The sequence below is a fragment of the Pseudoclavibacter sp. AY1F1 genome (genome assembly GCF_002931075.1).
Taxonomy (GTDB): Bacteria; Actinomycetota; Actinomycetes; order Actinomycetales; family Microbacteriaceae; genus Pseudoclavibacter.
The window spans coordinates 369,696-392,572 of sequence record NZ_PSTQ01000003.1; the positions used below are offsets into that span (position 1 = coordinate 369,696).

The following is a 22,877-nucleotide window of genomic DNA, read 5'->3' on the forward strand; positions in this document are numbered from 1 at the left end:
TCCTGCGTGTGAGGGTTGTGCTCCCGCCGGGGGCCTGAGGGGAGTGATGCGCGGAGCGTCGAGCCTAGGCGTTCGTCTCTGCATCGCCCTGAGAGTGATCGAGCCTCGTGCCGACCAGCCGAGCGCCGTAGGGTCGCGAGCATGGACTACGAAGAGCACAAGGATTGGGAATCAGCACTTGTCTCCCTGTCCGACGCGCCCGCCGTCGACCTCAGGAAGGTCGCGGATGGGCTCGGCTACCGGAAGCAGCCGCGGCGCGACGAGCTCGCCCGCGCGCTCGTTGCGCATCCGAACTTTGGTCGGGATGCCGCAGAGCAGTGCATCAGCAGTCTCCGTGCGCTGTGGTGGGGTGACGACCCCATCGAGTGCCGAGCCGGGTGGGAGTCGCTTGAGCGAGCGCTCGGCCCGCGTCCGCAAGACTCATAGCGGGGGGCCACGTGGAGGCGCCCTGCGACACCAGGCTCGCAGCTAGGGTCGTGGCATGACGAACCAGCTCCACCAAGTGACCGCTCCCGGCCACCCTCGCATACGCCTCCACTGGCTCGCGGTGGCCTTCTTCATCCTGTCGCCGCTGCTGATCGTGTTCGGCGGGCTCACCGCAATGGGGACGACACTTCTCACGTTCGACCTCGCGAAGACGCCCACCATGCTGGGCACGGTCATGTTTCTCGTCGGGCTCGCCACGCTCATGGTCGCGTTTGTGCTCGTGGGTGTGCGGTCAGCGGCACAGCAGCAGCTCGACGTCCTGCTCGCACGGCACCGCTGACGCGGTTTCCGAGCGCTGGCCGGTCGTCAGGCGCTCAGTCGACCGATCACGACGTCGACGCTGTCGCCGACATCCTTCTTGAGCTTCTTCCGCAGGGCCGCGCTCACCGAGATGAAGTGGTTACCCTGCCCCGTCGGCATGAGCGCCGACGTCACGACGACGCCGTCGACGGTCGTGGCTGCCTTCACAGACTTCCCGTTCCCGAAGAACTCCTTCGAGCCGGGCACCTCGATGACGGACCACGAGGGCATCCACTCGGGGTTGACGATCGAGCCGGTGAAGACGAGCTTGTCTGTCATGGGGTGAGCGTAGCGCGCACGGGTCAGTTCGTGTGGGGTGATGTGACCGCGGCGACCACCTGCTTGACGGCGGCGTCGAGGCCGGTCTTCGCGGCATCCGCGTCCTCCGATTCGCGGATGAACGCCTTCGCGCCCCGGGGCATCCCGCAGTAGTCGAAGATGCCGTGCTCGATCTGCGTGCTGAACGACTCCTCGTATCCGTGGCGCGCGAACGAAGCCTCCGAGAAGCCGGACACGGGCAGCAGGTGCGCGGTCAGGTGCCGGAGCTTGGGCAGCACGCGCTCGTCGTCGCCGAGTTCGAACGCCCACCCCGTGATGAAGACACGGTCGATCCAGCCTTTGAGCAGCGCGGGCATCGACCACCAGAAGACAGGGAATACGAGCACGACATCCGTGGCACGGTCGAGACGGGCCTGCTCGGCGAGCACGTCCACGCCCATGATGGTCCCGCCCTTGTAGTCGGTGCGGTCTTTGGCTGAGAACCGAGGGTCGAAGCCCTCCTGGGCGAGGTGCGCGATCTCGACCTCGACGCCATCGGCTTCGAGCTGTTTGCGCAGCAGCTGCGCGGCCGAGTGGGTCAAGGAGTCCTGATCTGGATGCGCGGTGACGATGAGAGTAAGCACCAGACGATTCTGAGTGGCGCACCTTGGAGCCACGCTCAGCGTTCGCCAGCAGCGGCGGCGAAGCGCGCAGCGAGAGCGGCCGCTGCCTCGGCCAGCTCCGGCGGGCCGACCACCTCGAAGTCGGCGTCGAACCTGGCGATCGACGCAAGGATGCCGGTCCACGACCATGAGCCGAACCGCACCCTGCACGTGGTGTCGTCGACTTCGGTAACCACCGCATCCGGCAGCCAGCTCGCGGCCTCGCCTGCGGGTACCTGGAGCAGCACCTCGCCCACGCACGGCCATTCGTTGACGTCTTGCGCGCCCTTGAACCGGGCTTCAAGGAACGTGGCGGCGTCTCCCGACGGGATCTCGCGTTCGTCGAAGTTCGCCCCGAGCGGAGACCGGGGTGTGAGGCGGTCGAGGCGGTAGACACGCCACTCGGAGCGGTCGAGGTTCCACGCCACGAGGTACCAGCGCCCGCCCCGCGCGATGACCGCGTGCGGCTCGACCCGGCGAGGGGGCGGCGGTGTCGATTCCGCGTCCGAGGTCGGGGTTGTCTCCGGGCTTGGCACGTAGTCGAACCTGACGACGCGGCGCTCGCGGGCCGCTTGGCTCACGAACTCGAGCACCGAGGGGGCGACGCGGGCGGCGAAGCTCGCATCCGCTGGACCGGTGAACCGGATGCCATCAACCCGGTGCCGGAGCCGCGACGGCATGACCTGCCGCACGGTCTCGAGTGCCCGGGCGGCGGCTTCGTCGATGTCGACGCCCAAGGCCCGCGCGCCCCGAAGGGCGACGGCGATCGCGACGGCCTGCTCGTCGTCGAACCGCAGTGGCGGCAGCTCCGAGCCGGCGGCGAGGCGGTAGCCGCCGGCCGGCCCCTTCCACGCCTCGATCCGGTACTCGAGTTCGCGCAGCCGGTCGATGTCCCGGCGCACGGTGCGGGGAGTGACGCCAAGGCGCTCGGCCAGCTCCTGCCCCGACCAACCGCGCCGGGTCTGCAGCAGCGACAGCAGGGTGAGGATGCGCGAGGAAGTTGCCGAAGCCATGGGTCCAGTCTCCAGCAAGTAGAGGACCGAAAGCGTCCGCTACTGCGGTGATGCTCATCCCAGCGGCACGGGCCGCGGTCAGCACTTCACTAAGGAAGCAGGACGCCATGAGCATCACCACCACAACCCACCTCAACTTCGCCGGCACCGCGCGGGAGGCGCTCGAGTTCTACGCCGAGGTCTTCGGCGGAGAGGTCTCCATCGCCACCTACGCGCAGTTCGGGATGCCTGCCGAGCTGCCTGGCGCATCCAACGTCGTGTTCGGGCGAGTGGATGCCCCGAACGGCTTCCGCGTGCTCGCCTACGACACGCCTGGCCAGCCGGCCCACGGCCTCGCGGGGGAAGCGGGGAAGACCAGGCGAGAGCAGGGCACCACCGTCACGAGCCAGCCGTTCTTCCTCGCCGTAAGCGGCGAGACGCTCGACGAGATCAGCGGCTACTGGAACTCGCTCTCAGTCGGGGCCACCGTCATCGAGCCGCTCGCCGCCTCCGCATGGTCGGCAGGGTTCGGGATGCTGCGCGACCGCTTCGGGGCCACCTGGGTGCTCGACGTGCCTGCTTCGGTCTCAGCGTCAGCATAGGTTCCAGCGCTTGGTGCTCACGGTGACATGTCGCCGTGAGTGACGACTCGGCAGAGCTCCACGCGGCCGTCGCGGAGGTGCCAGGCATGCAGACGCCTGGCACCCGCGGCTTTGAAGCCGACGGAGTAGCGGAAGCACCTCGCGTCATCCTCAGCGCGAACGACTTCGGGGGCGCGCGCCCCGGTGCCGCTGCGGAGCGGGTGCGCCTCCCGGGAGTGGAGGTGCCGCCCGCGCCGGGTGACGACGTCGACGGTGACCCGCCACACCTTCGCCTGCAGCTGGGGCGCGAGGGACCTGACCGATTCTGCGAACGCCGCACCGACGAGGTACTCGCCGAGCGGATGCGCGGCCCGGTCGATGGCGGAGTAGTTCTCGAGCCAGCCGAGGTGCACGTGGTGGCGCACCCACTCTTCGGCGTCCGCGAAGTCGATGTTGGGAGCCACCTCGTCGCGCGTCTTCTGGAGGCCGCGGAGCTTCTTCTGCGCCCCGCGGAGCCGGTTTTCCGAGTCCTGCAGTTTGTCGGCGAGGTTCGCATTCTCTCGCCGGAGTGCCCGGAGCTCTGCGAGCAGCTGCGCATCCTTCTTGGTCGCATCCGTCTTGGCGGGCGGAAGCCGCCTCGGTTCAGGTTGTTCGCTCGCTTCGACCAGGCGAAGGGTTCCCATGGACATCAGTGCGGTGGGTTTGGGTAGCGCGGACATCTGGACTCCTCACATCGCTGGTACGGGGCACGGTCGGGCCAACGTATGCGGGGGTCGTCGAATGCGAAACGGTTCGTGTCTCGGGGCGTCTCGCAGCTGAACTTTTCGTCGCGCGGGGTCAGCTTGAGGGGCGCCCATCGGCTTGACGCGCTTGAGTTGCGAGTCGTGCCCTACACGTTTGGTTCGTGCCCTACTCGGGCTTCCAGGAACTGTCGTCTCGCCACGGGGCGAGGTCAACCTCGTTCCCTTCCGGGTCGGCGAGCGTCCAGTACTCGGGGGCGCAGTCGTCGTTGACAACTCGTCCGCCCGCGCGAAGAGCCGCTTCGAGGCGGGCGTCGATCTGGTCGCGCGGCACGTACACATCGATGTGCATCGTGTTCCGTTCGGTGCGAGGTGCGTCGATCTGCTGGAGCCACACGTTTGGGCCCACGGCGATGGGGTCGGCGAGGTCTTCCCCGCCGCGTCGCTCGTAGGCGAGGACCGCCTCCCAGAACGGGAGCGCAGCGTCGAGGTCGACGACGTCGATCGCGACTTGGACGCTCTGTACCGTGTTCGGGGTCGGTTCGATGCCCAGCCCGCGTGCGATCCGGGAGATCCGCGCGGCCAGGGCGATATCGCGCTCGCTGACGTCGCCCACGTCGTGGCTGATGAGGCGCACCGTCACGCAGCCGTAGCGCAGGTCCACGTCCGGGTGGTGGTTGGCTTCGTCGGCGGCCCGCGCGATCTCCGCGACAAACGCGGCCCCTGTCGCGAAGTCACCGGTCGCGAAGTTCGCGCGGGCGCCATCGCCGACGACGCGCCAGTCGCCGGTGCCCTCGGCTTGCCGGAATTCCTTGGGGGAGACTCGATCGCTCATGTCCGCGATTCTCCGCGACCCGCCCGAGAGCTGGCTTCGGGAAGCACAGAGGACTCGTCATGTGCCTGCTCCGCCGCATCCGAGGGCACTTCCGCTTCAGCCGCCGCTTCAGCCTCCTCGGAGTTCGGCGCTGGCGTCTCCGCGTACGACTTCGACAAGAGTCGGTACTGCGGGGACGCGAACGCGACGATGACAAGGCCGAGCAGCAGGATGCTCGCGATCAGGAAGACAAGCGCGATGCCACGTGCGTCGCCATCGCCGAGCATCCACCCGAGGGACTCCTGGCCTTCGCGCGTCTCCATGTAGGGAATGAGCCAGAACTCGGCGATCGGGCCGATCATGAATGCGCTGATGGGGGTGGACGCAGACTCGACCGTTGCCGCGAAGCCGAACACGCGGCCCTGCTTCTCGAACGGCACCACGCGTTGGATGACGGTCTGCTCCGCCGCCTCCGCGATGGGCATGATCGCCATGAAGATGAACATGCCCACGATGAACAGCCAGCCGTACTCGCGGATCGTGAACGTCGCCCCGAGGAGGGCCACACCGATGTTCACGAGCAGCAGGGTGCGCACCGGGTTCTTCCCGAGGCCGAACTTCGCGACCAGGCCACCACCCACGATGAAGCCGATGCTCGTGACGCCGAGCCAGACGCCCCACATCTCCACCGAGAACAGGGTGAGGCCGTACGGGTCCATGAGCGCCATGAAGACGCCTCCGACGAGGTTGTTGAGCGTCGTGAAAAGGATGAGCGCAAGCAGGCCCGGCACCAGCATGACCGCGGGGATGGCGCCCCGGAAGTTCACCTTCGCGGCGCCTCCCTCCGGGTCGTGCGCGATACCGCGCTCCGGGATGGACACGAACAGAAGGTGCGCAAACGCCACGGCGGTCGCGACGATGGCGATGAGCACGGTCGGGCCCATGCCGAGGAGGCCGATCGAGAGGCCCGAGAAGACGCTCGTGACCATGAACGCGATGCCCTGCACCGTGCCGACCAGGCCGTTCGCCTTGTCGCGCCGGTCGGCCGGCACCAGCAACGTGACGGTCGTCGAGAGCGCGATGTTGCGGAGGTTCTCGACCACGCCGCCGACGAGGATGACACCGGCAAAAAGCCAGAACCAGATGCCGTTCCAATCGACGAGGGTCTCCTCCGGGAAGCTCAGGTAGAGCACTCCCGCGAGCAGGTAGGTGATAAGGGTGACCGCGCTCGAGATGAGCATGACGGCCTTCTTCTTCATGTGGTCGACGATCGCGCCGAAGATCATGCCGAAGACCGCGACGAGCAGCATGTAGCTGCCGCCGATGATCGAGGTCGCCAGCACCGACCCGGTCTCGAGGTACGCCCAGAACGTGAGCGCGAACCAGAGGTAACTCGTCGTGACGTTGGCGATGAGGGTGTTGACGAGCACCTGGTAGAAGCTGCGCAGCGTTGCGAGCGTCGGTACGGCCTGGTGTGGAAGTGCGGGCGGAGTCGTCTTGTCTGTCATGCGTGTTCCTGGTCTCGTGAATCGGTGATCTCATCATTCACCCGACCTCCGACATTCGAAAGCCATTCGGGTGATGGTTGCAAGAATGAGGTTTCCATCCATTCCGGTCAGATACCGGCCACAATCTCCATAGGATGGATGCGTGTCCACCGGCTCCCGAATGCTGCAGCTCCTCACGCTCCTCCAGAACCACCGGTTCTGGGCGGGAGACGAGCTCGCGTCCAAGCTCGAAGTGAGCCCACGCACCCTGCGCAGAGACGTTGAGCAGCTCCGGGAGCTTGGCTACCCGGTGGAGACCACGCGCGGGGTGGGCGGCGGCTATCGGCTGAGCGCGGGAGGCTCGCTGCCGCCACTCATGGTCAGCGACGAGGAGGCGCTCGCGATCGTGCTCGGCCTGAGGGCTGTCACGGCCAGCGGAGTCCAAGGTGTGCAGGATGCGGCGGTTGGCGCGCTCGCGAAGATCGTCCCGGTGCTGCCCATGCACGTTCGGAAACTGGCCGCCGGTATCGGTGCGACGGTCTCCGCCGGGCAGGCCCGCGAGGGGAGCCCGCAGGTTGAGGTTGCCGTGCTCGCGAGTGTTGCGACAGCCTGCAGGGATCGGACCGTGCTGGCGTTCGACTACGAGAAGCGAGGCGGATCTCTGTCGAGTCGCCTGGTCGAACCGCACGCGCTTGTCCCGGTCGCCAGGCGCTGGTACCTCGTCGCGTTCGATGGTGGGGCGGGTGACTGGCGCACGTTCCGCCTCGACCGGATGCGCAGTGTCGAGTCCCGAGCGAAGAGCTTCGGGTCGCGCCCGATTCCGGGAGGCGACGCCGACGCGTTTGTGCAATCAAGCATCCGCAACCTCCCTGCCCGCTACGAGGCGGTGGTGAGAGTGGCGGTGCCCGCCGACCAGATCCGTGCCGAGGTTGGACAGTGGGGCGAGGTGCTCGAGTGCGAGGGTGGCTGGAGCGAAGTGCGAATGCGCACCGACGACCTCGACTACGTGGTCTATCTTCTCGCGAGGCTCGATGCCTCGTGTGAGGTCGTCGGCCCGCCCGAGCTCGTCGACGCGCTGCGGAGCTGGGGGCAGCGCCTTTCGCGAGTGGTCCTGCGTGATGAGGCCGGTCGACCGTAGGTCAAGGGTGCGTCACACGAACTGGTTCATAGCCGCGAACTCGATCGAAACGGTCTTGATATCGCTCCAGCTGAGGGCGCATGCCGAATCGGTAGCCTGCGGCTGGGCGGCGCGGTCGAGGATGCGCCGGGCGAGCAGATCCGGGTCGTCGCAGTCAGTGAGAAGAAGGAAGGTGATAACTAGGTGGTCGCCGTGTTCCCTCGCAACCTGCTCGTGAAGTCGTGTGGCGGCCCGCTCGCAGGCGGCGAGCGCGACCCGTGCATCGAGAACCGGATGCGCGAGCACCACGATGGCGTGGCGCAGCGTCGGCAGCTTCGCGGAGAGGGCAACGCACTCGTTCGTGACGTCGCGCAGGAGAATGGAAAGGCTTCGGCGACTTGTTATTCGGGAAGCTTCTCTGCCGATAACGAGAGAAATTGGGCTCGCCCTGGTTGCCTCGAGTCGCGGAGGCGCATTTCTTGCCGAAGGGAATAACTTTTCCAGCGAGGTGAAGCAGGGTAAAGCGTCGCCTCGGAGAATAAGCGCGGTCGAGAGTTCCCCGAATACTGGTTGTGTGTGACGAGCGCCCGGCGCCGTATCGGCGCCGGGCTTCGACGAAAACATTGGTTGACACCTCGTTCAGGACTGCCGGGGAGGTGCGTGCGCGCTCCGGTCCTTGCAGGCCGGGTCGGGCGGCCGCCTGTTCTAGCTCTTGCGCTTGAACGGGTCCTCGGCTTGGGCCTTGTCTCGCTTGAGCGCGCGACGCTCCTTGAGGCTGAGTTGGGGCGCCTTCTTCGCGCTTTCCTTGGATTTCCTATCTGCCATTTTCTTACACGCTTCCCTTTTTCTAGCTGGCGGGTATCCGGATGACCATAGTCCATTTCCTGGAGTTTCTCACCTCCCTGCGGAAAAGGCATTTCTTCGGCTTTTGAGCTACGGTGAGTGTTTACCCTTTGTCGCTTCGCGACACGGAAGAGGAGGCCAATGTGGAAACGGTCTGGATGACGCCGGCTGCCCTGCGCAACCTGCAGGACGAACTCGAGGCACTAGCGCGGAGCGGCGCCGACACGACGTCGCGCGGCAGGGAGATTCGGGGGCTCATCGAACGCGCGGAGGTCGCGGCCAAGCCCGACGACGGACTTGTCGAAGCTGGCATGCAGGTCACTGCGCGCTTCGAGGATGTGGGGCGCGAGGCGACGTTCCTGCTCGGCAGTCGCGCGCTGGCCGGGCTGGATCCGAGCGTCGCGATCGACGTGTATTCGCTGGAGTCGCCGCTCGGTGAAGCCATCCTGGGCAGCCGTGTGGGCAGCACGGTGACGTTCACGCCGCCCGCCGGTCAGCAGCGTGTCACGATCCTGGCGGCGGTGCCGTTCTCCTGAAGCGGGGTTGAGTGTGCGCGGCTGCTCAGCGTTCGGCGACGAATCGCCTCGTGACGGCGATGTCTCGCTCGCCGAGGCCAGCATCCACGAGCTCGTCGAAGGCGGCCCGAAGGGTGGGGAGGAGCACCGGATGCGTGCCGGTCGCGTCGGCGACGTCGGCCGCGAAGGTCAGGTCTTTCACCATGTACTTCGCGACGCCAGAAGGGGAGTCGTCGCCTGTGACGAGCTTCTCGCGCCTGCTCTCGAGCAGGTTCGAGCCGGCGTAGCCGCCTCCGAGCAGATCCCACAGCACGGCGAGGTCGATGCCGCTGCGCTCGGCGAGCACACTCGCCTCGCCGAGGGCCAGGATCGTCGACGAGACGATCATCTGGTTGCACGCCTTCGCGACCTCGCCGGCGCCCAGCGGGCCGAGGTGGACGGGGCGGCCGCACGGGCTGAGGATGCTTGTGGCCGTAGCGACGTCGTCGGCTGGGCCGCCGAGCATGATGGAGAGCGTTCCCGCCCGAGCGCCGTCTTCGCCGCCGGAGACGGGGGAGTCGATGACGCGTACGCGCCCGTCGGTCTCGGTGGCGAGGCGATCGGCGAGCTCGCGGAGGCCGGTCGGGGAGACAGTGGAGCTGACCATGATGAGGAGGTCGTCCGCGCCCGCGAGAAGGCCGTCCTCCCCGGCGAGTACGGACTCGAGCTCGGGGAGGTCGGGGAGTACAACGAGGAGCGCGTCGCTCGCCGCGGCCAGTTCGCGCGGTGACTCGTGCCAGGTGGCGCCCGCCGCGATGAGTTCGGCCGCTCGCTCAGGGCGTCGGCCCGTGAGCTGGAGCGCGCCGTGTGCGGCGAGCAGGTGGCCGGCCATGGGGAGGCCCATGGCGCCGAGGCCAAGAACGCCGACGCTGGGAGTGTGAGCAGCAGTGGTCATGAGCACACCCTAGCCTGATGGACATTGTGTAGGACAGTGTTCACAGTGTTGAATCGCCGTAGACTCAAGCTTGAGAGACTTCACCTGTCGCCACGAATCGAAGAGGATCCCATGACAGACAGCCCCCAGAAACTGCGCGCGGTCGTTGCCGTCGACCTGAGCGAAGAGCTGTGCCAGCTCATCGAGCGCCTCGAGCCTCGCCTCGAGGTCGTTCGCGACCACACGTTCTACCGCCCCATGCGGGGTCCGGCCGACTGGTCGGGCGACCCAGGCGTCACTCGAACCTCCGAGCAGCAGGTCGCCTTCGACGAGCTTGTCGACTCGGCCGACGTGCTCTTCGGGCTCCCTGATGTCGACCCGGCGTCGCTCGCGCGCACCGTCGCGGCAAACCCGCGCCTCCGCTGGGTGCACGCGACCGCGGCGGGTGGCGGCGGTCAGGTGAAGGCGGCCGGCCTCGACCAGGAGGCGCTCGAGCGCATCGTCTTCACGACGAGCGCTGGGGTGCACGGCGGAACCCTCGCCGAGTTCGCCCTCTTCGGCGTGCTCGCGGGTGCCAAAGATCTCCCGCGCCTTCAGCAGCAGCAGTCGGCGAAGCAGTGGACGGACCGATGGGAGATGCGTCAGCTCGACGAGATGACCGTGCTCATCGTGGGCCTCGGCGGCATCGGCAAGGCTGCCGCCCTCAAGTTCTCGGCGCTCGGCGCGACCGTGCTCGGTACGACTCGCAGCGGCGAGGCCGTCGAAGGCGTCGACCGGCTCGTGCCCATCGACCAGCTCGCATCGGCCGTGTCCGAAGCCGACGCGATCGTTGTGACCCTGCCGGGCACTGCCGCCACGACGGGGCTCCTCGGCAAGGAGGTCTTCGCGAACGTGAAGCCAGGCGTCATTGTCTCCAACGTCGGGCGCGGCACCGTCATCGACGAATCCGCGCTCCTCGCCGCGCTCGACGACGGACGCGTCGGCTTCGCGGCCCTCGACGTCTTCGAGGTCGAGCCGCTCCCTGCCGAGAGTCCCCTCTGGTCGCACCCGAACGTGCTGGTCAGCCCGCACACGGCCGCGCTCTCGAGCGCCGAGGAGCCGCGCATCGCGAAGCTCTTCGCCGAGAACGCGCGCAGGCTTCTTGATGGTGAGCCGCTCAAGAACGTTGTCGATATCGTCGAGTTCTACTGATTCCGCACCCGCGGGTCCGCTGCGATGTCGGCGGTCAGGCGGGCGCGACGAGGCGAGGAGCGGCACCGTGCCAGAAGCAACGGATGCATCAACGAAGGCGGGCGCGCAGGACGCGTCGGAGCGCGACCTTGCGCCGGCGGTGACACGATCTCTGCGCATCCTGACCCTGTTGGCCGACGCTGACGGTGCGCCGATGACGTTGAGCGACATCGCCCGCGCGCTTGGCATCGCGAAGTCGTCGACCGCGAACCTCGTCGCAGTGCTCGAGGACGGGCGGATGCTGCAGCGCGTGCCCCAGGGGTACCAGCTCGGCAGACGCACGGCTGAGCTTGGCGGCGCGTTTGCGCAGCAGTTCAACCAGATCAGAGAGTTCTTCGGGGTGTGCGACGCGTCGCCCGTGCTCCGGAGCGAGCTCGTGCAGGTGGTGATGCTCGACGGTCCGGATACGGTGTACCTCGCCCGTCACGAGGGGCGTCGGCGCTATCAGCTCGGCACGCCGCTCGGGTCTCGCCTGCCCGCGGCGCTCACGGCGTCTGGTCGTGCACTGCTCATGCGCCTCGACGACGACGAGGTCATGGATCTCGTGGGTGGCTCCGCGCCTTTCCCGAAGCTCACCTCGGACAGCATTGGGACGACGCGAGAGCTGCTCGACTGTCTCGCTGTGGCTCGCGAACGCGGCTACTCGATCGACGCGAATGGCTCGGTCGGGGGAGTGACTGGGGTCGCGGTGCCGCTCGCCTCGTGGTCGCCCAGCGATCCGCCCTTTGCTCTTGGGGCTGCGCTGCCGACGGAGATCGCGGATGCGGAGCACGTCGTGCGGGTCGGCGAGGCGCTTCTCGAGGCCGCGCGAGAGCTCACGAACCCGCTCGCAGGTCGCTAGCTCAGCAACGCGGAGACATCCACAGCGTTCAAAGTGTTGAACGTCGTCCAATGGAGTGTTAGCTTGTGGTCAGCAAGCATGCGCCGCTGAAAGCTCGGGCACACCGACGCCGGGGCGCACCGCACATCAAAGGAGATGTTTCGTGACTGAGAACACCAGGCCTCCAGTGCCGTCCGACGATCCGGAGTACGCAGACAACCTGCGCCGCGCGACGTTGGCCTCGAGCATCGGATCCGCGCTCGAGTACTTCGACTTCGCGTTGTACGGCCTCATGACCGCGCTGGTCTTCAACAAGCTCTTCTTCGACCAGAGCGACCCGGCCGTCGCCGTCATCGGCGCCTTCGCGATCTACGGTGTCGGCTTCGTCGCCCGACCCTTCGGTGGCCTCTTCTTCGGCACCATGGGCGACCGCCTCGGGCGCAAGGGCGTGCTTGTCATCACGATCGTCCTCATGGGTGGCGCATCCACGGCGATCGGCCTTCTCCCGACGTACGAGACCATCGGGCTCTGGGCCCCGGCGCTGCTCGTGCTCCTCCGGCTCGCGCAGGGCTTCGGCGCCGGCGCCGAGCAGGCAGGCGCCACGGTCCTCATGGCCGAATACGCGCCCGTCAAGCGCCGCGGCTTCTTCTCCGCGCTCCCCTTCGTGGGCATCCAGGCCGGCACCCTCCTCGCGGCCGTTGTCTTCAGCCTGCTGACACTCATGCCAGATGAGGCGTTCCTGTCCTGGGGCTGGCGCATCCCGTTCCTCGGGTCGTTCGCACTCATCCTGGTCGCGCTTTTCATCCGCATGCGCCTCCGGGAGACGCCGACGTTCGTCGAGCTCGAGAAGAGCGACCAGGTCGCCGACCACCCGATCCGCGAGATCTTCACGCGCGGCATGCCAGGAGTCATCACGGGCGTCGGCCTGCGCATGGCCGAAAACGGTGGCTCGTACATCTTCCAGAACGTGTCGCTCGCGTTCGTGGCCGGCACGTTCATCGCGAACCCCGTCGACCGCGGCATCGCGACCTGGGGCGTCACGATCGGCTCGCTCATCGGCATCTTCTCCGTGCCGCTTACGGGCCACCTCTCCGACAAGCTCGGCCGCCGCGCCGTCTACCGCTTCGGTGCCGTCTTCATGCTGCTGTTCGCGTTCCCTGCCTGGTGGATGCTCTCCCTCGGCAACGGGCCGCTCACGATCGCGGTCATCGCGGTGGGTATCGGCGTGGCCGTCAACTCGATGCTCGGTCCGCAGTGCGCGATGCTCCCCGAGCTGTTCGGCAACAAGCACCGCTACCTTGGTGTCGCCATGGCCCGCGAGATCTCCGCGGTGCTCGCCGGCGGCCTGGCCGGCGTCGTCGGCACCTGGCTGCTCACGCTCACGGGCGGCAACTGGGTGGTCATGGGCCTCTACCTCGCGACCCTCGCCGCCATCACCACTGCAGCGACGTTCCTCGTCCCAGAGACGAAGGGGCGCGACCTGCTCCGCAAGGAGGACGCCATCCGCGTCTCCACCGACGAAGAGGACACCGGTTTGATCGACCTGCAGGACATCTACGAGGCCGCACCTGCTGCGGGCGCCGCATCCGCCTCCAGCGTGGGGGCCAAGTCGTGAGCTCACCGGTCGGGCTGAAGGCCTTCGACCTCACGGGCCGGACCGCGCTCGTCACGGGATCGAGCCAGGGCATTGGCCGGGCGCTCGCCGGCGGCCTCGCCGCCGCGGGGGCGAGGGTCGTGGTGCACGGCCGCGACCGTGCCAAGGCCGAGCGTACCGCCGCATCCATCGCCGAGACTCTCCGCCTCGCGGGCACGCCGGCCGAGCCGATCGTCTCGACCTTCGACGTCACGGATGCATCGGCAGTGGATGCCGGCATCGGCGAACTCGAGGCGAGTATCGGCACGGTCGACATTCTCGTCAACAACGCGGGAATCCAGCGTCGTGCCCCTATCGCCGAATTCACCGACTCCGATTGGCACGAGCTGCTGGCCACGAACCTCACGAGCGCGTTCTTCCTTTCGCGCCGGGTGGCCCGCGGCATGCAGGCCCGAGGCTCCGGCAAGATCGTGAACATCGGGAGCGTGCAGTCGCAGATCGCCCGCCCCTCGATCGCGCCATACAGCGCGACGAAGGGTGCCATCGTCATGCTGACGAAGGGGCTCTGCGCCGACCTGGCGCCGTCGGGTGTCACGGTCAACGCGCTTGCTCCCGGCTACTTCGCGACCGAGCTCACGAAGGCCCTCGTCGACGACGCCGAGTTCTCGGCCTGGGTCGCGCAGCGCACCCCGGCAGGGCGCTGGGGTCACGTGGATGAGCTTGTCGGTACGCTCGTGTTCCTCTCCAGTGACGCTTCGGCGTTCGTGAACGGCCAGACGATCTATGTCGATGGCGGAATGACGGCGGTTGTGTAATGCGAATCTCCAGGATCCAGACCAGTGACGGCACCGTCACGCACGCGTTTGCCGAGGGCGACTCGTGGGTGCCGTGCAGTGACCCATACGAGGCATTCGCGCGCGGTGACGAGCCGACCAGTCACGGCGAGCCGCTTGCCGACGCGACGCTGCTCGCGCCGAGCGAGCCGCGCATCGTCGTAGGGATCGCGCAGAACGGGCCGGAGCATCCCTCACCCATTCAGGCGTGGCTGAAGAGCCCACGTACGGTCGTGCCGAGCGGGACGCCCGTCGAGCTGCGCCGGAACGTCGGCCAGGTCGTCATCGAGGGCGAGGTGTGCATCGTCATCGGTCGTGACGCGGTCGACGTGCCCGTCGAAGACGCGCACACCGTGATCCTCGGCCTCACCGCCGTGAACGACATCTCCAACCCTGACCGTGCCAGCGTCGACCCTCGCAACTTCGAGGGCAAGGGCGGCGTCGGCTACACGCCGCTCGGCCCGTGGATCGAGACGGGCGCCGACCTCGCCAACGCCGAGCTCGAGGTGCGCATCAACGGCGAGCGCAAGGTGCTCACAGGCAGCCACGAGCTTCCCGCTGGGGTCGCAGAGTGCGTCGCCTACGTCACGAGCTGGGTGCCGCTCGGCCCCGGCGACATCATCATGACGGGCGCCCCCAAGTCGGCGTTCGCCGCCGAGCCTGGCGACCTCATCGAGATCACCGTCGCAGGCGTTCCGCTGGTCACGCCGTGCGTGTGAAGGTCGTGCGTGTGCACGCCGTGCGTGTGCATCCGGACCAAAAGAGCCCACAGGGAGGTCGTCTGTGACCCAGGAGAACCTGGCGGTCGTCGCCCACGGGAAGGGCGACCTCCGGCTCGACGTGCTGCCTGAGCCTGCGCCCGCCGCAGACCAGGCTGTCGTCGCGATCGCGTACGGCGGCGTGTGCGGGTCGGACCTGCACTACTGGATGCACGGGGCTGCGGGGGAGTCGATCCTCCGCGACCCGCTTGTCCTGGGCCACGAGATCGTCGGCACCGTGCTCAACGCAGCCACCGACGGCAGCGGCCCGGCGGCCGGCCAGCGGGTCGCGGTCCACCCCGCGACGCCCGGCGACGACGGGGTGACCCCGTACCCGGCCGACCGGCCGAACCTCTCGCCGGCCGGTACCTACCTCGGCTCTGCCGCTCGCATCCCGCACACGCAGGGGGCCTTCGCGCGTCGGGTTGCCCTGCCGGCACGCATGCTCCGCGTACTGCCGGACGGGCTCGACCTCAAGCTGGCCTCGCTCGCCGAGCCTGCCGCCGTCGCGTGGCACGGCGTCGGGCAAGCGGGCGAGGTCCGCGGCAAGCGCGTGCTCGTCATCGGCGCTGGCCCGATCGGTGCGCTTGTTGTCGCCGTGCTCAAGCATCACGGGGCGGCCGAGATCATCGCGAGCGACCTCCACGAGCTGCCACTCGCGGTCGCCACCAAGCTCGGAGCCCACCGGGTCATCGACGCGCGGGACGCCGAAGCGATCGCCGCCATCCACGCCGACGTCGTCATCGAGTCGTCCGGCACCGTGCCGGGCCTCGCCAGCGCCATCCGCGGCGCCGGTCGCGGGGGGCGGGTCGTGATGCTCGGCCTACAGCGCAGCGGCGAGGTGCCGGCGCTCCTTTCCATCGCGATCACTCGAGAGCTCACGCTGGTCGGCTCGTTCCGCTTCGGCGACGAGATCGACGCCGTCATCGGCGCGCTTGCCGACGGCTCGCTGGCCGTGGACGCAGTGCTCACGCACGAGTTCCCCGTCGAGCACGCGCTGGATGCGTTTGCCGTCGCGGGCGACGCGTCCCGCTCGTCGAAGGTGCTGCTCGTTTTTGACCCCGAGGACCATGGATCGCCAGAAGAAGGGGGCGCCTCGTGAGCTCTGACCAGGCAGAACGGCGGGCACGCGCCGCGGCAGCGGGGCACCCCACCCTCATCCACCCGCCCATGATCGTCATGGGCGTGCAGGGCACGGGCAAGACGACGATCGGCTCAGCGCTTGCGGAGCGGCTCGACGTGACGTTCATCGACAGCGACGACCTTCATCCGCCCGCCAACAAGGCGAAGATGGCGGCCGGAACGCCGCTCGAGGACGAAGACCGTGTGCCGTGGCTCAAGGTCGTCGGCGCGACCATCGCCGCCAACGCCGCCGAGGGGCGCACCACGGTCGTCGCATGCTCCGCGCTCAAGCGCTGGTACCGGGAGCTGCTGCGCTCGAGCGTGCCGGAGCTGCGCTTCGTCCATCTGGCAGGCGGGCGCGACCTCGTCGCCTCCCGACTGGCGACACGGAACCACGAGTTCATGCCGACGACCCTGCTCGACAGTCAGTTCGAGGTGCTCGAGCCGCTCGCGCCATGGGAGGCGGGCGTCGTGATTCCCGTTGTTGGCACACCCGCCGACATCGTGAATGCGGTCGTCGAGTACCTGGACGGTGCCGAACCCGACGAAGCCTGAGGGGTGTCTCGTCAGAGCTCGATCTTCACGGTGCTCGCAAAGTCGGCGCCCGTGGCGTCAACGAGCGCAGCGACAAGTGGATGCCACGGCCGAGTGCTCGGCCCGGCCAGCACAAGCTGCCGCGGTCTCCTGACGGCAAGTGGGCGCAGCACGAGGTCGTCCGGGAGCATCCCCCGGCCGAGCGAGGGAATGACGGCGACACCCATGCCCTGCTGCACCATGCGGAACATCGTGCTCATCTCACGCACGCGGTGCGAGAAGACGTAGGGCAGCCCGAGCTCGTCGTGCATCGTCTTGACGTGCGTCTCGCATCCGCCCGTCGAAACGATGAGGCCGTCGTCGTCGAGTTCGTCGAGCGGAATGGAATCCTGCCGCGCGAGCGGGTGGTCGGCGGGCACCAGCGCGGCAAACTCATCCGTCGCGACCAGCAGCCCTCCTCGTGGCGCCGGGGAAGGCTCGACGAGGACCGCCGCGTCGACCAGTCCCGCTTCCAGCCACTCGGGCATCTCCTCGTCATCGCCCTCGTAGATGGACACGCTGATGCCCGGCAGCCGTGCAGACCACAGGGCCAGCAGGTCAGGGACGAGCCCCTGGCAGACCGTCGCCACGGCGCCCAGACGAACGGTGCCCGTCAGAGTCTCGTCGCGGCGCACTGCGCTTTCGAGGGCCGAGACCGACGCGAGGGCCGCCCGCGCGTGCTCGATGACGCCCTGGCCGAGCGCCGTGAGGGCGATCCCGCCGTCGCGGCGGAGCACCCGCCCGCCGACGGCCTTCTCGAGCCCGGTCACCGCATGCGAGATCGCAGACTGGCCGACGCCGAGCTCGTTGGCTGCGTCGGTGAAGGATGCGCGGTCGATGACCGTGACAAGGGCGCGGAGCTGGGCGATGGTGACACTCATGAGTTCTCCTCATGTGGGAATGAGCCGAATGCATTTGCCTCATGCGGGGGTGGGGCCAACAATAAGTCCCATGAGTCCTTCCGGCAACAGCCGCGGCACCGTCGCCGCCTTCGTCGCCCTCGCGCTCGTCTGGGGTTCGAGTTTCCTCTTCATCAAGGTCGGGCTCGAAGGTCTGAGTCCCGCGCAGCTGGTGCTCGGACGCCTCACGCTCGGGGCGCTCGCACTCATCTCGATCATGCTCGTCACTCGGCGTCGGTGGCCCCGAGGCCGGGTCTGGATGCACATGCTGGTCGTCGCGATCACCCTCGCGGCGCTGCCGTTCTCTCTGTTCGCCTGGGCGGGGCAGTACATGCCGAGCAGTCTGTCGAGCATCTACAACGCGACGACGCCCATCATGACGCTGCTGCTCATGCCGCTCATACTGGTCGGCGAGCGGCTCACGCGCACGCAAGTCGTCGGGCTCGTGGTGGGGCTGAGCGGGGTCATTGTGCTGGCGGCGCCGTGGCAGCTCGCCGGTGTCGGCCAGTCGCCCCAACTGCTCCCGGCGCAGCTCGCCTGCCTCGGGGCCACGGCCTCGTACGGGTTCGCGGGACTGTACATGCGCCGGTTCCTCTCGAACTCCGGCTACGACACCATTACGCTGTCGGCGATCCAGATCGGCCTCGCCGCGATAATCGTTTGGCTTCTCGCTCCGTTCACGGCCCGGGGTGGTCTTGCCGTCGACCCCCCGGTGTTCCTCGCCGTCGCGGGGCTCGGGGTGCTCGGCACTGGGTTCGCGTACATCTGGTACAACCGCATCATCCGCGACTGGGGGCCGGCGCGTGCGTCGACCGTGACCTACCTTTCGCCCGTGGTCGGGGTGATCCTGGGTGTTGTGGTGCTCGGCGAGACGGTGCACTGGAACCAGCCACTCGGCGGCCTCATCGTTGTCCTCGGCGTGCTCGCAAGTCAGGGGCGGATGCCAGGGATGCGCGCGCTGAGTCGGCGGAATCGAGTTGATATCGAGGTGCCAGGGGCCGCTGTTCCGGCGGCTCCGAAGACGCGGGAATAGATCGGCACGCGCTACGTTGTATGCATATGCATGGAGTTCTCGGACCCACCGGTCCCGTGCATCGACAACGAAAGGGCTGATCATGCAGTTCGGAATCTTCTCCGTCAGCGACATCACACGCAACCCGGTCACCGGCGAGACGCCCAGCGAGGCCGAGCGCATCGACGCGATCGTCAAGATCGCCCAGAAGACCGAGGAAGTTGGCCTCGACGTCTTCGCGATCGGCGAGCACCACAACCCGCCGTTCTTCTCCTCGTCACCCGCCGTGCTCCTTTCTCATATCGCGGCACTCACGAAGACGCTGCGCGTCTCCACGTCGACGACCCTCATCACGACCAACGACCCCGTGCGCATCGCCGAGGAGTACGCGATGCTCCAGCACCTCTCCAAGGGCCGCATGGACCTCATGCTCGGCCGCGGCAACACCGCCCCCGTCTACCCGTGGTTCGGCAAGGACATCCGCTCCGGGCTGCCGCTCGCCCTCGAGAACTACAACCTGCTGCACCGCCTCTGGCGCGAAGACGTCGTCGACTGGGAAGGTAAGTTCCGCACGCCGCTGCAGGGATTCACGTCGACGCCGCGACCCCTCGACGACGTGGCGCCGTTCGTGTGGCACGGCTCCATTCGCACCCCGGAGATCGCCGAGCAGGCCGCCTTCTATGGCGACGGCTTCTTTGCGAACAACATCTTCTGGCCGAAGGAGCACTACATGCGCCTCATCGACTTCTACCGCCAGCGCTACGAGCACTACGGCCACGGCAAGGCGTCGCAGGCGATCGTCGGACTCGGGGGGCAGGCGTTCATCGCGAAGAACTCGCAGGACGCGAAGGACCAGTTCCGGCCCTACTTCAACGAAGCGCCCGTCTATGGCCACGGCCCGCGCATGGAGGACTTCATGCAGCAGACTCCGCTGTCGGTCGGCAGCCCGCAGGAAGTCATCGACAAGACGCTCACCTTCCGCGAGCACTTCGGCGACTACCAGCGCCAGCTGTTCCTCATGGACCACGCCGGTCTGCCGCTCGGCATGGTGCTCGACCAGCTCGAGCTGCTTGGCTCCGAGGTCGTCCCCGTGCTGCGTCGTGAGCTCGAGGCGCTGCGCCCCACCGAGGTGCCGGACGCCCCCACGCACGAGTCCCTGGTCCGCGCGAAGTACGGCGACGCCGCCCCGCGTCAACCGCGCCCCAACGAGAACCGCGGCGACAACGTCACCGGCTCCTCGCCTTACCAGGACACCGAGCTCGTCGCGTAGCTCCCGAAGCTCGCTCCCGAAACGGATGCGCGGGGTCGGCTCCGTCCGCCGGCCCCGCGCATCCGCCCGCTCCTTTTCTTTCCTCTGCCTCACGGCTCGAACTCGTTCAGAAGGACTCTCATGACCAACGCACAAGGCGCCTACCGAGTTGTTGTCATCAACGCGGGTATCAGCGATCCGTCGTCGACGAAGCTCCTCGCCGACCGCATCGAACGCGGCGTCGTGAAGCTCGCGTCGACGCGCGGCCGCGATGTTGTATCGACGCACATCGATCTGCGGATGCTCCTCCCGGAATTGCCCGCCGCCCTCGGCTCGCAGAGCTTCGGACCGCACTTCGAGCGCGCGATTGCCGCGCTCCGCGACGCAGACGGCATCATCGCGGCCGCCCCCGTCTACAAGGCCGGGCCGAGCGGTCTCTTCACGTCGTTCTTCCAGACCCTCGACAACGACCTCCTCATCGCGAAGCCCGTTGTGCTCGCCGCAACCGCAGGCACCGCGCGCCACGCGCTGGTCGTCGACGAGCAGATGCGGTCTATGTTCGCGTACCTGCGCAGCATGACCGTGCCCACTTCGCTGTTCGCGTCGACCGAAGACTGGCAGGACACGGGCCTCGGCTCCCGCATCGAACGCGCATCCGTCGAACTGCTTGCACTCATGGAAGCTGGCGTCGAACAGACGATCCGCGGCGACAACTGGGGCGGCTATCGGCACGAGCTCGGCAGCGCGGGCGGGACCGAGCTCGGCATCGAGCTCAACTCCGACCTCATGCGCATGGCGGCCGGCGGCGCGAGCTAGCCTCACCCGGCTCTCGGGATGGCGGAGTCACTTCGTTGGGGGAAGTTACCCCCACGAGGAAACTTTGCCATCCCGAGTCGGTGGAAGCACGGCGGAGGGATGTTGGAGGCGCGGCGGATGTAGCGCCGACGGGCCGGCGCGGAGGGTCTGGTCAGGTGCGCTCGCGAGACTGCTCGTCATGACTTCTCAGAGCAAGGCCTTCAGCAAGCGCGCGATCCTCTCGACCAGCCAAGGGGTGCTGACTGCCGTCTACTACTCGACCCCCGACTTCATTCCTTCGAAGGTGGCTCGCGGTGTCGTGAAGACGGCGATCACGCTGGGCATTACGGGGCTGGCAGTCCTGGAGTACCGCGACGAGAAGCAGGGCGCGCTCGAGGACTCGGATCTCCTCGTGCAGCCAGCGGCGCAGGCTCCCGGTGAGCTCATCGGCGGGCCGAGCGATCGGAACGACGAGCCGCACCCGGCCGAGGGGCTGCGTGACGAAGGCGGCGCTGCCTCGAAGGAAAAGGGCTTCTCTGACTTCTGGCTCTCGCTCACACCTGCACGGCGTGCGGGCTTGAGCGGTCTCGGCATCGCGGGTGCGATCGCGACGGCGGCCGGAATCGCGGCCGCCGAGCGAGGGATCTATCGGTTCGGCGAGCGTCGCGCTGAACGTGGCGTCGTTGCTGCGCACACGAAGACGGGGCTTGCCATCGGAGGCCTCACGACGCTGCTCGCGCTCGTCCCGCCGCCCAAGAACAAGTAACACGGGTCCCGCGGTCGAGGAGCGCGGCCGTCGCGCGTTTCCGGACGGCTTCCACGCACGCAGATGGTTTGCAACCCATCCGCGTGCGCGAAAGTCATCCCGAATCCGCGTCGAGCGGCGTGGTCAGCGCGTCGTGTCCGGCCCGAGGCGACGAACCGGCTGCCCGTCCGCCGGGCTAAAGATCTAGAAGCCGGCGAGCACCTCGTCGATGATCGCGATGCCGCGGCGCGCGTCCGCGTCGGTAATCACGGCCGGCGGGACGACGTGGATGCGGTTGTCGGCGATGAAGGGCAGGAGCCCGCGGGCGATGAGCTGCGATTTGATGGTCGCCATGTCGGCGGCGGCGAGCGGCGCGCGCGTCGTGGGATCGCTCACGAGCTCGACCGCCCAGAAGACGCCCTTGCCTCGAACCTCTCCGACAACCTCGTGGCGGGACGCGAGCTTGTGCAGCGCGGGCCCGATGACCTCACGCCCGAGGCGGGCCGCGTTCTCGACGATGCCTTCCTCTTCCATGGTCTCGAGCGTCGCGACGATGGAGGCTGCGGCAAGTGGGTGCCCCGAGTACGTGAGGCCGCCGGGGAAAACCTCGTCATCGAAGTGCGCGGCGATCTCCTCGGAGATGACAACCCCGCCGACGGGCACGTACCCGGAGTTGACGCCCTTCGCAAAAGTGATGAGGTCTGGGCGCACGTCGTAGGCGTCGAACGCGAACCACTCGCCCGTTCGACCGAAGCCGGCCATGACCTCGTCGAGGATCAGCCGCACCCCATAGCGATCGCAGATCTCGCGCACGCCCGCGAGGTACCCGGGTGGCGGCAGGAGGACGCCGGCGGTGCCCGGGATGCTCTCGATCAGGATCGCGGCGACCGAGGCCGGGCCTTCCGCCTGGATGACGCGCTCGAGGTGGTGCAGCGCGCGTTCGCTCTCCTGCTCGGGCGTCCCAGCCCAGAACTCCGAGCGGTACAGGTACGGCCCGAAGGCGTGCACGTGGCCGCGGGCGAATTCGTTGGGGATGCGGCGCCAGTCGCCGGTCGCGACGATCGCGGAGCCCGTGTTGCCGTGGTAGCTGCGGTAGAGGGAGACGACCTTGTCGCGCCCCGTCGTAAGCCGGGCCAGGCGGATCGCGTTCTCGATCGCATCCGCGCCGCCGTTCGTGAAGAACACCTTCGAGAAGCCTTCCGGGGCGTGCGACAGGATGAGCTCGGCGGCCCTGGCCCTCGTCTCGTTGGCGTGGGCCGGGGCGATCGTCACGAGCTGCGCCGCCTGCTCCTGGATGGCCGCGATGACCTTCGGGTGCTGGTAGCCGATGGTGACGTTCACGAGCTGGCTTGAGAAATCAAGGTACTCGTTGCCATCGAAGTCCCACAGCTTGGCGCCTTCGCCGCGCGCGATGGGCAGCGGCGAGATCTTCCCCTGGGCTGACCAGGAGTGGAACACCGAGGCGAGGTCTCGCTCGCGGACGTCGGCGTTGCTGAGGGAGGTGCTGAGGGCTGGAGCGGTCATGCATCCACTTTGAAG

At 67.9% G+C, this 22,877-nt stretch carries 26 protein-coding genes; 16 read left to right on the top strand and 10 right to left on the bottom strand.

Annotation, left to right across the window (positions count from 1 at the left end; translation table 11 throughout):
* Positions 1 to 141: 141 nt before the first annotated feature.
* Both C5B85_RS07955 and C5B85_RS07960 read left to right on the top strand, forming a co-directional pair.
* The gene (locus tag C5B85_RS07955) at positions 142 to 426 is read left to right on the top strand and encodes a hypothetical protein (RefSeq protein ID WP_104285465.1); all 285 of its coding nucleotides are present in this window, start codon (positions 142 to 144) and stop codon (positions 424 to 426) included.
* Between the two features lie 55 nt (positions 427 to 481).
* Complete coding sequence (locus C5B85_RS07960) at positions 482 to 766, top strand: hypothetical protein (RefSeq protein WP_104285466.1); 285 nt, start codon at positions 482 to 484, stop codon at positions 764 to 766.
* Between the two features lie 26 nt (positions 767 to 792).
* On the opposite strand, the gene C5B85_RS07965 is transcribed toward C5B85_RS07960, so the two are convergent.
* From C5B85_RS07965 to C5B85_RS07975, 3 genes are read right to left on the bottom strand one after another with little or no spacing between them, the layout of a single operon-like run.
* On the bottom strand, positions 793 to 1,065 hold the full coding sequence (locus C5B85_RS07965; protein WP_104285467.1) for a DUF1905 domain-containing protein: 273 nt from the start codon (positions 1,063 to 1,065) through the stop codon (positions 793 to 795).
* 23 nt (positions 1,066 to 1,088) lie between these two features.
* Positions 1,089 to 1,688, bottom strand: a complete 600-nt coding sequence (locus tag C5B85_RS07970) for an NAD(P)H-dependent oxidoreductase (RefSeq protein WP_104285468.1) — start codon at positions 1,686 to 1,688, stop codon at positions 1,089 to 1,091.
* Between the two features lie 35 nt (positions 1,689 to 1,723).
* On the bottom strand, positions 1,724 to 2,719 hold the full coding sequence (locus C5B85_RS07975) for a YafY family protein (RefSeq protein ID WP_104285469.1): 996 nt from the start codon (positions 2,717 to 2,719) through the stop codon (positions 1,724 to 1,726).
* 107 nt (positions 2,720 to 2,826) lie between these two features.
* Between C5B85_RS07975 and C5B85_RS07980 the strand changes: the two genes are divergently transcribed.
* Positions 2,827 to 3,300, top strand: a complete 474-nt coding sequence (locus C5B85_RS07980; protein WP_104285470.1) for a VOC family protein — start codon at positions 2,827 to 2,829, stop codon at positions 3,298 to 3,300.
* A gap of 17 nt (positions 3,301 to 3,317) precedes the next feature.
* Here C5B85_RS07980 and C5B85_RS07985 read toward each other — a convergent pair whose 3' ends face one another.
* The 3 genes from C5B85_RS07985 to C5B85_RS07995 form a co-directional block, all read right to left on the bottom strand.
* Complete coding sequence (locus C5B85_RS07985; RefSeq protein WP_146077881.1) at positions 3,318 to 3,962, bottom strand: hypothetical protein; 645 nt, start codon at positions 3,960 to 3,962, stop codon at positions 3,318 to 3,320.
* 226 nt (positions 3,963 to 4,188) lie between these two features.
* Positions 4,189 to 4,854, bottom strand: a complete 666-nt coding sequence (locus C5B85_RS07990; protein ID WP_104285472.1) for a VOC family protein — start codon at positions 4,852 to 4,854, stop codon at positions 4,189 to 4,191.
* Positions 4,851 to 6,341 (bottom strand): MFS transporter, encoded by a 1,491-nt coding sequence (locus C5B85_RS07995; RefSeq protein WP_104285473.1) that lies wholly within the window; start codon positions 6,339 to 6,341, stop codon positions 4,851 to 4,853. The genes C5B85_RS07990 and C5B85_RS07995 overlap by 4 nt, the downstream gene beginning before the upstream one ends.
* Positions 6,342 to 6,483: 142 nt before the next feature.
* On the opposite strand from C5B85_RS07995, the gene C5B85_RS08000 reads away from it, so the two are divergent.
* A complete protein-coding gene (locus C5B85_RS08000; protein WP_146077882.1) occupies positions 6,484 to 7,458 on the top strand; it encodes a YafY family protein in 975 nt (324 codons plus the stop codon).
* Positions 7,459 to 7,470: 12 nt separating this feature from the next.
* Here the strand turns inward: C5B85_RS08000 and C5B85_RS18925 are convergent, their stop codons facing one another.
* On the bottom strand, positions 7,471 to 8,061 hold the full coding sequence (locus C5B85_RS18925; protein WP_146077883.1) for a hypothetical protein: 591 nt from the start codon (positions 8,059 to 8,061) through the stop codon (positions 7,471 to 7,473).
* Between the two features lie 329 nt (positions 8,062 to 8,390).
* Between C5B85_RS18925 and C5B85_RS08010 the strand changes: the two genes are divergently transcribed.
* Positions 8,391 to 8,816 (top strand): GreA/GreB family elongation factor, encoded by a 426-nt coding sequence (locus tag C5B85_RS08010; RefSeq protein WP_219819370.1) that lies wholly within the window; start codon positions 8,391 to 8,393, stop codon positions 8,814 to 8,816.
* Between the two features lie 25 nt (positions 8,817 to 8,841).
* On the opposite strand, the gene C5B85_RS08015 is transcribed toward C5B85_RS08010, so the two are convergent.
* Entirely contained in the window at positions 8,842 to 9,729 is an 888-nt protein-coding gene (locus C5B85_RS08015) for an NAD(P)-dependent oxidoreductase (RefSeq protein ID WP_104285564.1), read from the bottom strand.
* Between the two features lie 111 nt (positions 9,730 to 9,840).
* Between C5B85_RS08015 and C5B85_RS08020 the strand changes: the two genes are divergently transcribed.
* The 7 genes from C5B85_RS08020 to C5B85_RS08050 all read left to right on the top strand — a co-directional run bounded on the left by C5B85_RS08020 (position 9,841) and on the right by C5B85_RS08050 (position 16,620).
* Positions 9,841 to 10,899, top strand: a complete 1,059-nt coding sequence (locus tag C5B85_RS08020) for a D-2-hydroxyacid dehydrogenase (protein ID WP_104285477.1) — start codon at positions 9,841 to 9,843, stop codon at positions 10,897 to 10,899.
* Between the two features lie 67 nt (positions 10,900 to 10,966).
* The gene (locus C5B85_RS08025) at positions 10,967 to 11,779 is read left to right on the top strand and encodes an IclR family transcriptional regulator (protein ID WP_258070655.1); all 813 of its coding nucleotides are present in this window, start codon (positions 10,967 to 10,969) and stop codon (positions 11,777 to 11,779) included.
* A 142-nt stretch (positions 11,780 to 11,921) separates the two neighbouring features.
* Positions 11,922 to 13,373, top strand: a complete 1,452-nt coding sequence (locus C5B85_RS08030; protein ID WP_104285479.1) for an MFS transporter — start codon at positions 11,922 to 11,924, stop codon at positions 13,371 to 13,373.
* Positions 13,370 to 14,167 carry an SDR family oxidoreductase gene (locus tag C5B85_RS08035; RefSeq protein ID WP_258070657.1) on the top strand — a complete coding sequence of 266 codons (798 nt, stop codon included), beginning with the start codon at positions 13,370 to 13,372 and terminating at the stop codon, positions 14,165 to 14,167. The genes C5B85_RS08030 and C5B85_RS08035 overlap by 4 nt, the downstream gene beginning before the upstream one ends.
* Entirely contained in the window at positions 14,167 to 14,904 is a 738-nt protein-coding gene (locus tag C5B85_RS08040; protein ID WP_104285480.1) for a fumarylacetoacetate hydrolase family protein, read from the top strand. The genes C5B85_RS08035 and C5B85_RS08040 overlap by 1 nt, the downstream gene beginning before the upstream one ends.
* 64 nt (positions 14,905 to 14,968) lie before the next feature.
* The gene (locus C5B85_RS08045) at positions 14,969 to 16,045 is read left to right on the top strand and encodes an L-idonate 5-dehydrogenase (protein ID WP_104285481.1); all 1,077 of its coding nucleotides are present in this window, start codon (positions 14,969 to 14,971) and stop codon (positions 16,043 to 16,045) included.
* Entirely contained in the window at positions 16,042 to 16,620 is a 579-nt protein-coding gene (locus tag C5B85_RS08050; protein WP_308471330.1) for a gluconokinase, read from the top strand. Before C5B85_RS08045 ends, C5B85_RS08050 begins: the two co-directional genes overlap by 4 nt.
* Before the next feature lie 11 nt (positions 16,621 to 16,631).
* On the opposite strand, the gene C5B85_RS08055 is transcribed toward C5B85_RS08050, so the two are convergent.
* Positions 16,632 to 17,519 carry a LysR family transcriptional regulator gene (locus tag C5B85_RS08055; RefSeq protein WP_104285482.1) on the bottom strand — a complete coding sequence of 296 codons (888 nt, stop codon included), beginning with the start codon at positions 17,517 to 17,519 and terminating at the stop codon, positions 16,632 to 16,634.
* 70 nt (positions 17,520 to 17,589) lie between these two features.
* Between C5B85_RS08055 and C5B85_RS08060 the strand changes: the two genes are divergently transcribed.
* From C5B85_RS08060 to C5B85_RS08075, 4 genes are all read left to right on the top strand, one after another.
* On the top strand, positions 17,590 to 18,570 hold the full coding sequence (locus C5B85_RS08060) for a DMT family transporter (RefSeq protein WP_104285483.1): 981 nt from the start codon (positions 17,590 to 17,592) through the stop codon (positions 18,568 to 18,570).
* Between the two features lie 82 nt (positions 18,571 to 18,652).
* The gene (locus tag C5B85_RS08065; RefSeq protein WP_104285484.1) at positions 18,653 to 19,819 is read left to right on the top strand and encodes an LLM class flavin-dependent oxidoreductase; all 1,167 of its coding nucleotides are present in this window, start codon (positions 18,653 to 18,655) and stop codon (positions 19,817 to 19,819) included.
* 120 nt (positions 19,820 to 19,939) lie between these two features.
* On the top strand, positions 19,940 to 20,614 hold the full coding sequence (locus C5B85_RS08070; protein ID WP_104285485.1) for a CE1759 family FMN reductase: 675 nt from the start codon (positions 19,940 to 19,942) through the stop codon (positions 20,612 to 20,614).
* A 178-nt stretch (positions 20,615 to 20,792) separates the two neighbouring features.
* Positions 20,793 to 21,359 (top strand): hypothetical protein, encoded by a 567-nt coding sequence (locus C5B85_RS08075; protein ID WP_104285486.1) that lies wholly within the window; start codon positions 20,793 to 20,795, stop codon positions 21,357 to 21,359.
* 183 nt (positions 21,360 to 21,542) lie between these two features.
* Here the strand turns inward: C5B85_RS08075 and C5B85_RS08080 are convergent, their stop codons facing one another.
* The gene (locus tag C5B85_RS08080) at positions 21,543 to 22,862 is read right to left on the bottom strand and encodes an aspartate aminotransferase family protein (protein ID WP_104285487.1); all 1,320 of its coding nucleotides are present in this window, start codon (positions 22,860 to 22,862) and stop codon (positions 21,543 to 21,545) included.
* Between the last annotated feature and the right edge of the window lie 15 nt (positions 22,863 to 22,877).